The sequence below is a fragment of the Citrobacter koseri ATCC BAA-895 genome, assembly GCF_000018045.1.
GTDB classification, from domain to species: domain Bacteria; phylum Pseudomonadota; class Gammaproteobacteria; order Enterobacterales; family Enterobacteriaceae; genus Citrobacter_B; species Citrobacter_B koseri.
This window is the reverse complement of record NC_009792.1, coordinates 2,545,468-2,557,726: the sequence shown is the minus strand read 5'-3', so window position 1 is coordinate 2,557,726 and position 12,259 is coordinate 2,545,468. Positions and strand designations below refer to the sequence as shown.

The 12,259-nt window shown below is 54.2% G+C and carries 14 protein-coding genes; 12 read left to right on the top strand and 2 right to left on the bottom strand.

Annotated features, from left to right (window positions below):
• Window positions 1–213 precede the first annotated feature (213 nt).
• From queA to yajD, 6 genes are all read left to right on the top strand, one after another.
• The gene (queA, locus tag CKO_RS11750) at window positions 214–1,284 is read left to right on the top strand and encodes a tRNA preQ1(34) S-adenosylmethionine ribosyltransferase-isomerase QueA (protein ID WP_012133575.1); all 1,071 of its coding nucleotides are present in this window, start codon (window positions 214–216) and stop codon (window positions 1,282–1,284) included.
• 53 nt (window positions 1,285–1,337) lie between these two features.
• Window positions 1,338–2,465 carry a tRNA guanosine(34) transglycosylase Tgt gene (tgt, locus tag CKO_RS11745; RefSeq protein WP_012133574.1) on the top strand — a complete coding sequence of 376 codons (1,128 nt, stop codon included), beginning with the start codon at window positions 1,338–1,340 and terminating at the stop codon, window positions 2,463–2,465.
• A 22-nt stretch (window positions 2,466–2,487) separates the two neighbouring features.
• On the top strand, window positions 2,488–2,820 hold the full coding sequence (gene yajC, locus CKO_RS11740) for a preprotein translocase subunit YajC (protein WP_012133573.1): 333 nt from the start codon (window positions 2,488–2,490) through the stop codon (window positions 2,818–2,820).
• Between the two features lie 27 nt (window positions 2,821–2,847).
• Complete coding sequence (gene secD, locus CKO_RS11735; RefSeq protein ID WP_048902403.1) at window positions 2,848–4,695, top strand: protein translocase subunit SecD; 1,848 nt, start codon at window positions 2,848–2,850, stop codon at window positions 4,693–4,695.
• Window positions 4,696–4,705: 10 nt separating this feature from the next.
• The gene (gene secF, locus CKO_RS11730; protein WP_024130598.1) at window positions 4,706–5,677 is read left to right on the top strand and encodes a protein translocase subunit SecF; all 972 of its coding nucleotides are present in this window, start codon (window positions 4,706–4,708) and stop codon (window positions 5,675–5,677) included.
• 165 nt (window positions 5,678–5,842) lie between these two features.
• Window positions 5,843–6,190, top strand: a complete 348-nt coding sequence (yajD, locus tag CKO_RS11725; RefSeq protein ID WP_012133570.1) for an HNH nuclease YajD — start codon at window positions 5,843–5,845, stop codon at window positions 6,188–6,190.
• Between the two features lie 76 nt (window positions 6,191–6,266).
• On the opposite strand, the gene CKO_RS11720 is transcribed toward yajD, so the two are convergent.
• Window positions 6,267–7,121: a nucleoside-specific channel-forming protein Tsx gene (locus CKO_RS11720; protein WP_012133569.1), complete on the bottom strand. Its 855-nt coding sequence runs from the start codon at window positions 7,119–7,121 to the stop codon at window positions 6,267–6,269.
• 300 nt (window positions 7,122–7,421) lie between these two features.
• Window positions 7,422–7,961: a SadB/YajI family lipoprotein gene (locus tag CKO_RS11715; protein ID WP_024130597.1), complete on the bottom strand. Its 540-nt coding sequence runs from the start codon at window positions 7,959–7,961 to the stop codon at window positions 7,422–7,424.
• Between the two features lie 152 nt (window positions 7,962–8,113).
• On the opposite strand from CKO_RS11715, the gene nrdR reads away from it, so the two are divergent.
• The 6 genes from nrdR (at window position 8,114) to pgpA (ending at window position 12,211) form a co-directional block, all read left to right on the top strand.
• Complete coding sequence (gene nrdR / locus CKO_RS11710; protein WP_012904816.1) at window positions 8,114–8,563, top strand: transcriptional regulator NrdR; 450 nt, start codon at window positions 8,114–8,116, stop codon at window positions 8,561–8,563.
• A 3-nt stretch (window positions 8,564–8,566) separates the two neighbouring features.
• Window positions 8,567–9,670: a bifunctional diaminohydroxyphosphoribosylaminopyrimidine deaminase/5-amino-6-(5-phosphoribosylamino)uracil reductase RibD gene (ribD, locus tag CKO_RS11705; RefSeq protein ID WP_012133566.1), complete on the top strand. Its 1,104-nt coding sequence runs from the start codon at window positions 8,567–8,569 to the stop codon at window positions 9,668–9,670.
• An 85-nt stretch (window positions 9,671–9,755) separates the two neighbouring features.
• Entirely contained in the window at window positions 9,756–10,226 is a 471-nt protein-coding gene (gene ribH / locus CKO_RS11700) for a 6,7-dimethyl-8-ribityllumazine synthase (RefSeq protein ID WP_001021161.1), read from the top strand.
• A gap of 19 nt (window positions 10,227–10,245) precedes the next feature.
• Window positions 10,246–10,665, top strand: a complete 420-nt coding sequence (gene nusB, locus CKO_RS11695; RefSeq protein WP_000801129.1) for a transcription antitermination factor NusB — start codon at window positions 10,246–10,248, stop codon at window positions 10,663–10,665.
• Window positions 10,666–10,740: 75 nt separating this feature from the next.
• Entirely contained in the window at window positions 10,741–11,718 is a 978-nt protein-coding gene (gene thiL, locus CKO_RS11690; protein WP_012133565.1) for a thiamine-phosphate kinase, read from the top strand.
• Window positions 11,696–12,211: a phosphatidylglycerophosphatase A gene (gene pgpA, locus CKO_RS11685; protein ID WP_012133564.1), complete on the top strand. Its 516-nt coding sequence runs from the start codon at window positions 11,696–11,698 to the stop codon at window positions 12,209–12,211. Before thiL ends, pgpA begins: the two co-directional genes overlap by 23 nt.
• Window positions 12,212–12,259 lie beyond the last annotated feature (48 nt).

The following is a 12,259-nucleotide window of genomic DNA, read 5'->3' as shown; positions in this document are numbered from 1 at the left end:
CTCTTTGTTGGCTGCGAGTTACTCGGCCCATCCCCGGGCCTCACCCCTGCGACTTACTTGAGTAAGCGCCTGGAGACTCATTCAGTTGCCGCCTCGATACATCCTGAATGATTTTGTCTATAGCTTATATCTCTTAACTTGAGGGGTAACGGTTGCAGGGAGCGCGCCCCGGCACTAGACTACCCGCCTCTTATTTTAGTCTGAGTCAGTGTCATGCGCGTTACCGATTTTTCCTTTGAATTACCCGAATCCCTGATTGCCCACTATCCGCAGCCTGAGCGCAGTCGTTGCCGCTTGCTGTCACTGGACGGGCCGACGGGCGCGCTGACGCACGGTACTTTCACCGATCTGCTCGATAAGCTCAACCCTGGCGATCTGCTGGTCTTTAATAATACCCGCGTCATCCCGGCGCGTCTGTTTGGCCGTAAAGCCAGCGGCGGCAAGATTGAAGTGCTGGTTGAGCGGATGCTGGATGACAAACGCATTCTGGCGCATATTCGCGCTTCCAAAGCGCCGAAACCGGGCGCGGAACTGCTGTTGGGCGATGACGAAAGCATTAACGCCACCATGACCGCACGTCATGGCGCGCTGTTTGAAGTTGAGTTCAACGACGCGCGCCCGGTTCTGGAGATCCTCAACGCGATCGGCCATATGCCGCTGCCGCCATACATCGACCGCCCGGATGAAGATGCCGACCGTGAGTTGTATCAGACGGTCTACAGTGAAAAACCGGGGGCCGTTGCCGCGCCAACCGCAGGTTTGCACTTTGACGATCCGCTGCTGGCCGCGCTGCGCGAAAAAGGCATTGAGATGGCGTTTGTGACGCTGCACGTCGGCGCGGGGACGTTCCAGCCGGTGCGTGTGGAGACCATTGAAGATCACATCATGCACTCGGAGTACGCCGAAGTCCCGCAGGAGGTGGTTGATGCGGTGCTGGCGGCAAAAGCGCGGGGCAATCGGATCATCGCGGTAGGCACCACCTCGGTACGCTCGCTGGAGAGTGCGGCGCAGGCGGCGAAAAACGACCTGATCGAACCGTTCTTCGGCGATACGCAAATCTTCATCTACCCAGGTTATCAATACAAAGTGATTGATGCGCTGGTGACCAATTTCCATCTGCCGGAATCGACGCTGATTATGCTGGTGTCCGCTTTTGCGGGTTATCAGCACACGATGAATGCGTACAAGGCTGCGGTAGAACAAAATTATCGCTTTTTTAGCTACGGGGACGCGATGTTTATCACGTACAATCCGCAGGCTTTGAATGAGCGTGTCGGGAAGTAGGTTCGCGGCACAGGTTTAAACGTCAGACTGTTTTTCTGGCGTATGGAGAGAAAATGAAATTCGAACTGGATACTACCGACGGACGCGCTCGCCGTGGCCGCCTGGTGTTTGATCGTGGCGTAGTGGAAACGCCTGCTTTTATGCCTGTCGGTACGTATGGCACCGTTAAAGGCATGACGCCGGAAGAAGTTGAAGCCACCGGCGCACAAATTATTCTCGGCAACACCTTCCACCTGTGGCTGCGCCCGGGTCAGGAAATCATGAAACTGCATGGCGATCTGCATGATTTCATGCAGTGGAAAGGCCCGATCCTGACGGACTCCGGCGGTTTCCAGGTGTTCAGCCTCGGCGATATTCGCAAGATCACCGAGCAGGGCGTGCATTTCCGCAACCCGATCAACGGCGATCCGATTTTCCTCGATCCTGAAAAATCCATGGAGATTCAGTACGATCTCGGTTCCGATATCGTCATGATTTTCGACGAATGTACGCCGTATCCGGCGGACTGGGACTATGCTAAACGCTCTATGGAGATGTCTTTACGCTGGGCGAAGCGCAGCCGCGACCGTTTTGATGGTTTGGGCAACAAAAATGCGCTTTTTGGCATCATTCAGGGCAGCGTTTACGAAGATTTACGCGATATCTCCGTCAAAGGTCTGGTAGAGATTGGCTTTGATGGCTACGCTGTCGGCGGTCTGGCTGTGGGTGAGCCGAAGGAAGACATGCACCGCATTCTGGAGCATGTCTGCCCGCAAATCCCGGCGGACAAACCTCGTTACCTGATGGGCGTCGGCAAACCGGAAGATCTGGTAGAAGGCGTGCGTCGCGGTATCGATATGTTTGACTGCGTTATGCCAACACGCAATGCCCGTAATGGTCACCTGTTCGTGACTGACGGCGTGGTGAAAATTCGTAATGCGAAGCATAAAAGCGACACCAGCCCGCTCGATGCCGAGTGTGATTGCTACACCTGTCGCAATTATTCGCGTGCCTACTTGCATCATCTCGACCGTTGCAACGAAATATTGGGCGCGCGACTCAACACGATTCATAACCTGCGTTACTACCAGCGTTTGATGGCGGGTTTACGCAAGGCTATTGAAGAGGGTAAATTAGAGAGCTTCGTGACCGATTTTTACCAACGTCAGGGTCGACCTGTTCCACCTTTGAACGTTGATTAATTTTAATAATGAGGGAAATTTAATGAGCTTTTTTATTTCTGATGCGGTAGCGGCAACAGGTGCTCCGGCGCAGGGCAGCCCGATGTCTCTGATTTTGATGCTGGTGGTGTTTGGTCTGATTTTCTACTTCATGATCCTGCGTCCACAGCAGAAGCGCACCAAAGAACACAAAAACCTGATGAGCTCCATCGCAAAAGGCGATGAAGTGCTGACTAACGGTGGCCTGGTGGGTCGTGTAACGAAAGTAGCGGAATCCGGCTACATCGTTATCGCGCTGAATGACACCACTGAAGTGGTTATCAAACGTGACTTCGTAGCTGCCGTTCTGCCGAAAGGCACTATGAAGGCGCTGTAATCTATTGTTTTCCCAAAGGGAACTGCCGTGTTAAACCGTTATCCTTTGTGGAAGTACATCATGCTGGTCGTCGTGATTGTCGTCGGCCTGCTTTACGCACTTCCCAACCTGTATGGTGAGGATCCGGCTGTTCAAATCACTGGCGCGCGCGGCGTCGCCGCCAGTGAGCAAACGCTGATCCAGGTCCAGAAAACGTTACAAGAAGAAAAAATTACCGCTAAGTCTGTGGCTCTGGAAGAGGGCGCTATTCTTGCGCGCTTCGACACCACCGACATCCAGCTGCGCGCCCGTGAAGCGCTGGTTGGCGTGCTGGGTGATAAATACGTCGTGGCGCTTAACCTTGCTCCGGCAACGCCTCGTTGGCTGGCGGCCATTAAAGCCGAGCCGATGAAACTTGGCCTTGACCTGCGTGGCGGCGTTCACTTCCTGATGGAAGTGGATATGGACACCGCGTTAGGTAAGCTTCAGGAGCAAAATATCGATAGCCTGCGCAGCGACCTGCGTGAAAAAGGCATTCCTTATACCACTGTTCGCAAAGAAGATAACTACGGTCTGAGCATCACGTTCCGCGATAACAAAGCGCGTGATGAAGCGATCTCTTATCTGAGCGGGCGTCACCGCGATCTGGTGATTACCAGCCAGGGCAATACGGTGCTGCGTGCGGTCATGTCTGATGCGCGTCTGAGCGAAGCGCGTGAATATGCCGTTCAGCAGAACATCAACATTCTGCGTAACCGTGTAAACCAATTGGGCGTGGCTGAGCCGGTTGTCCAGCGTCAGGGTGCGGATCGCATCGTCGTTGAGCTGCCGGGTATTCAGGATACCGCGCGTGCGAAAGAGATTCTGGGCGCTACCGCGACCCTCGAATTCCGTCTGGTAAACACCAATGTTGACCAGTCTGCGGCGGCATCCGGGCGCGTACCGGGTGACTCGGAAGTGAAACAGACGCGCGAAGGCCAGCCGGTTGTGCTGTACAAACGCGTGATCCTGACCGGTGACCATATCACCGACTCCACTTCCAGCCAGGACGAATACAACCAACCGCAGGTTAACATCTCGCTGGATAGCGCAGGTGGCAACATCATGTCTAACTTCACCAAAGACAATATCGGCAAGCCGATGGCGACCTTGTTTGTGGAGTACAAAGACAGCGGTAAGAAAGATGCCAACGGCCGTGCGGTACTGGTGAAGCAGGAAGAGGTGATTAACATCGCCAACATCCAGTCTCGCCTGGGCAACAGCTTCCGTATTACCGGTATCAACAACCCGAACGAAGCCCGCCAGCTCTCTCTGCTGCTGCGCGCCGGTGCGCTGATTGCGCCGATTCAGATTGTTGAAGAACGGACTATCGGCCCGACGCTGGGTATGCAGAACATCAAACAGGGCCTGGAAGCGTGTCTGGCCGGTCTGGTGGTCTCCATCCTGTTCATGATCTTCTTCTACAAGAAGTTCGGTCTGATTGCGACAAGCGCGCTGGTGGCCAACCTGGTATTGATTGTCGGTATCATGTCGCTGCTGCCGGGGGCCACGCTGAGTATGCCGGGGATTGCCGGTATCGTGCTAACCCTTGCGGTGGCGGTCGACGCCAACGTACTGATCAACGAACGTATTAAAGAAGAGTTGAGCAACGGGCGTACGGTTCAGCAGGCGATTGATGAAGGTTATAAAGGCGCGTTCAGTTCCATCTTCGATGCGAACATCACCACGCTGATTAAAGTCATCATCCTGTACGCAGTCGGCACCGGGGCAATTAAAGGGTTCGCGATTACTACCGGTATCGGTGTGGCGACGTCGATGTTTACCGCGATTGTCGGTACGCGTGCCATCGTAAACCTGTTGTATGGCGGCAAACGCATCAACAAGCTGTCAATCTGAGGAGTGCGATGTGGCACAGGAATATACTGTTGAACAATTGAACCACGGCCGTAAAGTCTATGACTTTATGCGCTGGGACTACTGGGCTTTCGGCATCTCTGGCTTCCTGCTGATTGCGGCCATCGTGGTGATGGGCGTGCGCGGTTTTAACTGGGGTCTCGATTTTACCGGTGGTACGGTTATCGAAATCACGCTGGAAAAACCGGCCGAAATGGACGTGATGCGCGATGCGCTGGAAAAAGCGGGCTTTGCTGAGCCGCTGTTGCAGAACTTCGGTAGCAGCCACGACATTATGGTGCGTATGCCGCCGACGGAAGGTGAAGACGGCGGTCAGGTGCTGGGTAGCAAGGTGCTGAGTGTCATTAACGAAGCCACCAGCCAGAACGCCGCCGTGAAGCGTATTGAGTTTGTCGGGCCGAGCGTGGGCGCCGATCTGGCGCAAACCGGTGCGATGGCGCTGATTGTTGCGCTGATCTCTATCCTCATTTATGTCGGTTTCCGCTTTGAGTGGCGACTGGCGGCGGGGGTGGTTATCGCGCTGGCGCACGACGTGATTATCACCTTAGGGATTCTGTCGTTGTTCCATATTGAGATCGACCTGACGATCGTTGCATCGTTGATGTCGGTTATCGGTTACTCGCTGAACGACAGTATCGTGGTATCTGACCGTATTCGTGAAAACTTCCGCAAAATTCGTCGCGGGACGCCTTACGAAATCTTTAACGTGTCGTTGACCCAGACGCTGCACCGTACGTTGATCACCTCCGGGACGACGTTAGTGGTGATTCTGATGCTGTACCTCTTCGGCGGGCCGGTACTGGAAGGCTTCTCTCTGACCATGCTGATCGGTGTTTCTATCGGTACGGCATCGTCGATCTACGTGGCCTCGGCGCTGGCGCTGAAGCTGGGCATGAAGCGCGAGCATATGTTGCAGCAGAAAGTTGAGAAAGAAGGGGCGGATCAGCCGTCTATTCTGCCTTAATCACGCAGTCACGTTATTACTGGAATCCCGGTCGCATGGCCGGGATTTTTTTATCGCTAAAAAAGCCTGTGGTTAAGCGGGCTTCTGCATCCTTCACGGGCAATGGGGTACGCAGAGTGTTAAACTTGCTCATAACCCTACATTCAACGCAGATACAGAGTCACTATGGCGATTATCCCTAAAAACTATACGCGGCTGGAAAACGGCTATCGTGAAAAGGCGCTCAAATTATTTCCGTGGGTATGCGGGCGATGCTCTCGCGAATTTGTTTACTCTAACCTGCGCGAATTAACCGTCCATCATATCGATCACGACCACACCAATAACCCGGAAGACGGCAGTAACTGGGAGTTGCTGTGTCTGTACTGTCACGATCATGAGCATTCGAAATATACCGAAGCCGATCAGTATGGCTCAACCGTTATTGCCGGGGAGGATGCGCAGAAATATGTCGGCGCTGCGATGCATAACCCTTTCGCTAATCTGAAAGCGATGATGGATCAGAAGAAATAAAAAAGCACCGGCGCGTTGCGCGTTCGGTGCTCTTTCTGTGCCCGGCGCTGTGCTGGCCGGGCGGCAAATAAACCGCTTAGAAGTTGTAACCGACAACCAGGTAGCCACCCCAACCGGTAGCTTTAACCGTTTCGGATTGCCATACCGGCTGAGCGCCGTTTTCCCACTGTCCGCCGTTATGGAAGTAACGAGCCACCACAGAGTAGTGCCAGTGATCGTAGTTCAGCGCCAGGATGTGGCTGGATGCGATAGAGTTGCTGGTACGGTACTGAGAGTCGCCCAGATCGGAGCCCCAGTCAAAGTTAGTGAAACCGATGTAGCTCAGGTTGCCGCCCCACAGCTCGGTGAGTGGCACGAAGTATTTCACTTTGAAACGGTAGCCGTCCCACTCGTTTTCGTTATCAGCCAGGTAGTTCTGCCACTGGTACTTCGCATAGACGTTCAGAGACAGGCTCATCGGCAGACCGGTTTCGATGTCAGTACCCAGACCCATGTACCAGGTGCTCTGACGGCCAGACTTGTTACGACCCATGTCATAGATGTAGTTGTTAGCGAAATACCACTCTTTGAACGGGCCAAAGCTCAGGTCGGCTCCGGTCAGTTTGTCGATAGAGAAACGCGGTTCAATTTCCATGAACAGCGGGGAACCGTGGTTCCAGATACCCTTCGCGTTGGTGTTACCGCCGAAGAATACCGGCGCATCCATATAGCCGTAGAAATCGAACCAGTCTTTTTTCGCGAATGCTTCATATTCCAGATAGGTATCGTTACGGAGCTGCGGTCCGAAACGGGTATGGTAGCTGCCTACGACGTTAACGCTCTGGTGCCACCAGTCTGAAAGGTATTGCGGTTTGTCATTTTCTGCTGCGTTAACAGTAAAGGACGATGAGAGCGCCAGCACTGCACCGGCTGCAAGTAATGTTTTTTTCATATTGTATGCCACTGTTTGAAATCCCTTGAAGGGAATGAAAAAGGCGCAATTTGCGTTTCTAAATATTTCGTGTTTCTGCGGAGCCTATTATAGAAATCATTGCTCACAAAAATATGTCTTGTTTCACAGATCTATCATCTACGTAATCGATTGCGTTCACGTTTGCGTACTTTAAGCGCGGCGATTGTACTGACTTTCATGAATGTTGCCAACTTTTAGCAAAAATTGCGGTGATGTCAGGGGAGTAACAAAAAGCCGGGGAGGGATGTTGCGGAACGCACAAAACGCTCCGCCGAAGGTTTATTGATTAACAGGCTGGATATCGTGAACGCGGACAAAACCTAACTGGTCGGGCGTCAATCCGTTTAATTGTAACGGGATGTCCACATCGCTCGGCGCCAGGATGCTGGCCGGGGCGTTAATCAGTTGATTCTGGACATTCACTTCCTGATAGTTATCCGTGGTGCCCTGAATCTGCCCGTATTCGACAGTACCGCTAAACGCCGGTAACGGATCGTTGGATTCTCCCTGAATGCGCAGCGTCACGCGTGTGCCGTCGGCATTGGGTGCGATATTCACCAGGGACATACGCAACGTACCGATCTGACTGTTCAGGCGGGCAGGCGTTTTTGAACCCGGCAGCAGATAGACCCCGCTGGTGGATTTCGCATTCAACATATTTTGCTGAGTAATCTTCACGGTTTCCTGGTTTAACTGCGCCATTTCCGTATTCAGCGTGCTGACGCTTTGGTTCATCTGGCGAACTTCGCTCTGCTGCGCGCAGGCGCTCAGGCTAAAGAGGCTTCCCACCAGGAGAATTCTTAGGTAACGTCTTGTCATGTAGATTATTTCCTTCATGGTCGCGGTACCCTAATGGTAGATCGCAAAGGGGCGTAAGGTATCGATCCTTTGTCTCAAAAGTGCTCCGCCTTTGTTGTCGCGCCAGTTCAGGGTAAAATAGATTTCTGTTAACCACCTGGTCAGGACGCCGTATGCATTGCCCATTCTGTTTCGCCGTAGACACTAAGGTTATTGACTCTCGTCTCGTGGGTGAGGGCTCTTCCGTACGCCGCCGTCGGCAGTGTCTGGTCTGTAATGAACGTTTCACTACCTTTGAAGTGGCAGAGCTTGTTATGCCGCGCGTAGTGAAAAGTAACGATGTGCGTGAACCTTTCAACGAAGAGAAGTTGCGCAGCGGTATGCTAAGAGCGCTGGAAAAACGCCCTGTCAGCTCTGATGACGTCGAAATGGCGTTGAATCACATCAAATCACAGCTGCGAGCCACCGGGGAACGCGAAGTTCCCAGCAAAATGATTGGCAACCTGGTGATGGAGCAACTGAAAAAGCTCGATAAAGTGGCTTACATCCGCTTTGCCTCCGTCTATCGGAGTTTCGAAGACATCAAAGAATTCGGCGAAGAGATTGCTCGCCTACAGGATTAAGCCATGCTGGATGAGTTTTACATGGCGCGTGCGCTGAAGCTGGCGCAGCGCGGGCGTTTCACCACGCACCCGAACCCGAATGTAGGCTGTGTGATCGTCAAAGATGGCGAAATCGTTGGCGAAGGCTACCATCATCGCGCGGGTGAACCGCATGCTGAAGTCCATGCGCTGCGTATGGCGGGAGACAAAGCCAAAGGCGCGACCGCGTATGTCACGCTTGAACCGTGTAGCCATCATGGCCGTACGCCGCCGTGCTGCGATGCGTTGATTGCCGCTGGCGTGGCACGGGTCGTTGCGGCGATGCAGGACCCCAATCCGCAGGTCGCGGGACGTGGGCTGTACCGTTTGCAGCAGGCGGGGATCGACGTCAGCCACGGGCTGATGATGAGCGAAACGGAACAGCTGAACAAAGGTTTCCTCAAGCGGATGCGCACTGGCTTCCCGTATGTGCAGCTCAAGCTCGGCGCATCGCTGGATGGCCGCACGGCGATGGCCAGCGGTGAAAGCCAGTGGATTACCTCCCCGCAGGCGCGGCGCGATGTGCAGCGTTTACGGGCGCAAAGCCATGCGATTCTGACCAGCAGCGCGACGGTGCTGGCCGACGACCCGGCGTTAACGGTTCGCTGGCCTGAACTGGATGCCTCAACCCAGACTCTCTATCCGCAGGAAAACCTGCGTCAGCCGATTCGCATTGTCCTCGACAGCCAAAACCGCGTGACGCCGGAGCACCGTATTGTGCAGCAGCCGGGAGATACCTGGTTTGCCCGTACACAGGACGATTCCCGCATCTGGCCTGAGACGGTTCGCAGCCTGCGGGTGCCGGAGCATAACGGTCATCTGGATCTGGTGGTGCTGATGATGCTGTTGGGTAAACAGCAGATTAACAGCATCTGGGTGGAGGCCGGGCCGGTGCTTGCGGGCGCGCTGTTGCAGGCGGGCGTGGTGGACGAGCTTATCGTCTATGTTGCGCCTAAACTGTTAGGAAGTGATGCGCGAGGATTATGTGTGCTGCCGGGGCTTGAGAAACTGAGCGAGGCACCCCATTTTAAATTCAACGAGATACGCCATGTAGGCCCGGATGTTTGCCTGCATTTGATTCCCGCGTAAAGGCTTCGAAATAGAGAAGCGGCGCGTCGAGTATTATGATAAAATCCGCCCCCCTGCGGGGCCATATCGAACCCGAAGGAAGAATATGAACATTATTGAAGCTAACGTTGCTACCCCGGACGCTCGCGTCGCCATCACCATTGCGCGTTTCAACAATTTTATCAATGACAGCCTGCTAGAAGGCGCGATTGACGCCCTGAAGCGTATTGGTCAGGTAAAAGATGAAAATATTACCGTGGTTTGGGTTCCTGGCGCGTATGAACTGCCGCTGGCGGCTGGCGCATTGGCAAAAACCGGTAAATATGACGCGGTGATTGCGCTGGGTACAGTGATTCGTGGCGGTACCGCGCACTTTGAATATGTGGCTGGCGGTGCAAGCAACGGCCTGGCGCACGTCGCCCAGGACAGCGAAATCCCGGTAGCCTTTGGTGTTCTGACCACTGAAAGTATTGAACAAGCCATTGAACGTGCTGGCACTAAAGCTGGCAACAAAGGTGCGGAAGCCGCACTGACCGCGCTTGAAATGATTAATGTATTGAAAGCCATCAAGGCCTGATTTTTGTAAGGGGAAATCCGTGAAACCTGCTGCTCGTCGCCGCGCTCGTGAGTGTGCCGTTCAGGCGCTCTACTCCTGGCAGTTGTCCCAGAACGACATCGCTGATGTTGAATACCAGTTCCTGGCGGAACAGGACGTAAAAGATGTCGACGTTCTGTATTTCCGTGAACTGCTGTCCGGGGTGGCGACTAACAGCGCGTACCTGGACGGATTGATGAAACCGTACCTATCTCGTCTGCTGGAAGAGCTGGGTCAGGTAGAAAAAGCTGTGCTGCGTATTGCGCTGTTTGAACTGTCTAAACGTAGCGATGTGCCATATAAAGTGGCCATCAACGAAGCGATTGAACTGGCGAAGACCTTCGGTGCCGAAGACAGCCACAAGTTCGTCAACGGCGTACTGGACAAAGCAGCACCTGTGATTCGCCCCAACAAAAAGTAATCTCCAGGTCGGCTGGTGGCGGGATGTATTCCCGCTATCTCCGGCCTTTTCTTTTTTTCTGCTGAGGCATAACGTATGGCATGCGGCGAGTTCTCCCTGATTGCCCGTTATTTTGACCGTGTTAGAAGCTCTCGTCTCGACGTCGAAACCGGTATCGGTGACGATTGCGCTCTCCTGAATATTCCTGAAAAACAGACGCTGGCGATCAGTACCGATACGCTGGTGGCGGGCAACCATTTCCTGACTGATATCGATCCTGCCGATCTGGCCTGGAAAGCGCTGGCGGTTAACTTAAGCGATCTGGCGGCGATGGGGGCCGATCCGGCCTGGCTGACGCTGGCCCTGACTCTGCCGGACGTTGACGAAGCGTGGCTGGAAGCGTTTAGCGACAGCCTGTTTGACCTGCTGAATTACTACGATATGCAGCTGATTGGCGGCGACACCACGCGTGGGCCGCTGTCGATGACGCTGGGTATTCATGGCTATGTGCCCGTGGGACGCGCGCTCAAGCGTTCCGGGGCAAAACCTGGCGACAGGATTTACATCACCGGCACGCCGGGGGACAGCGCCGCTGGGCTGGCGATTTTACAGCATCGCTTACAGGTGGCGGATGCGAAAGACGCAGACTACTTGATTAAGCGGCACCTGCGCCCGACGCCGCGTATTTTGCAGGGGCAAGCTCTGCGCGACCTGGCGAATGCGGCGATCGATCTTTCCGATGGCCTGATTTCTGATTTGCGGCATATCGTTAACGCCAGCGGCTGTGGTGCGCGGGTGGATGTGGATGCGCTGCGGTATTCTGAGGCGGTTACCCGTCATGTTGATCCCGGGCAGGCGCTGCGCTGGGCGCTTTCCGGCGGTGAAGATTATGAATTATGCTTCACTGTACCGGAGTTGAACCGTGGCGCGCTGGATGTGGCGCTGGGGAATCTTGGCGTACCGTTTACCTGCATCGGACAAATGAGTGCGGATGTGGAAGGCATCAGCTTCATGCGTGACGGAAAGCCTGTCACTTTTGACTGGAAAGGATATGACCATTTTGCCACGCCATAAAGATGTTGCCAAAAGTCGGCTGAGCCTGCGTAACCCGTGGCACTTGCTGGCTACCGGGTTTGGCAGCGGCCTCAGCCCGATTATTCCGGGAACAATGGGGTCGTTAGCGGCGATCCCATTCTGGTATCTGATGACATTTCTGCCCTGGCAGCTCTACTCGCTGGTGGTGATGTTGGGGATCTGTATTGGCGTTTATCTTTGCCACCGAACGGCGAAGGATATGGGCGTTCACGATCACGGTAGCATTGTCTGGGATGAGTTTATCGGGATGTGGATCACCCTGATGGCGCTCCCTACGATGGACTGGCAGTGGGTTGCCGCCGGATTTGTGATTTTCCGTATTCTGGATATGTGGAAACCCTGGCCGATTCGCTGGTTCGACCGTAACGTACACGGCGGAATGGGAATAATGGTTGACGATATCGTCGCAGGGGTTATTTCCGCCGGTCTGCTTTATTTCATTGGGCACCATTGGCCCATCGGGTTGTTTTAAACCTGTAGGCCGGATGGCGACATACATGCCTTATCCGGCCTACATGCT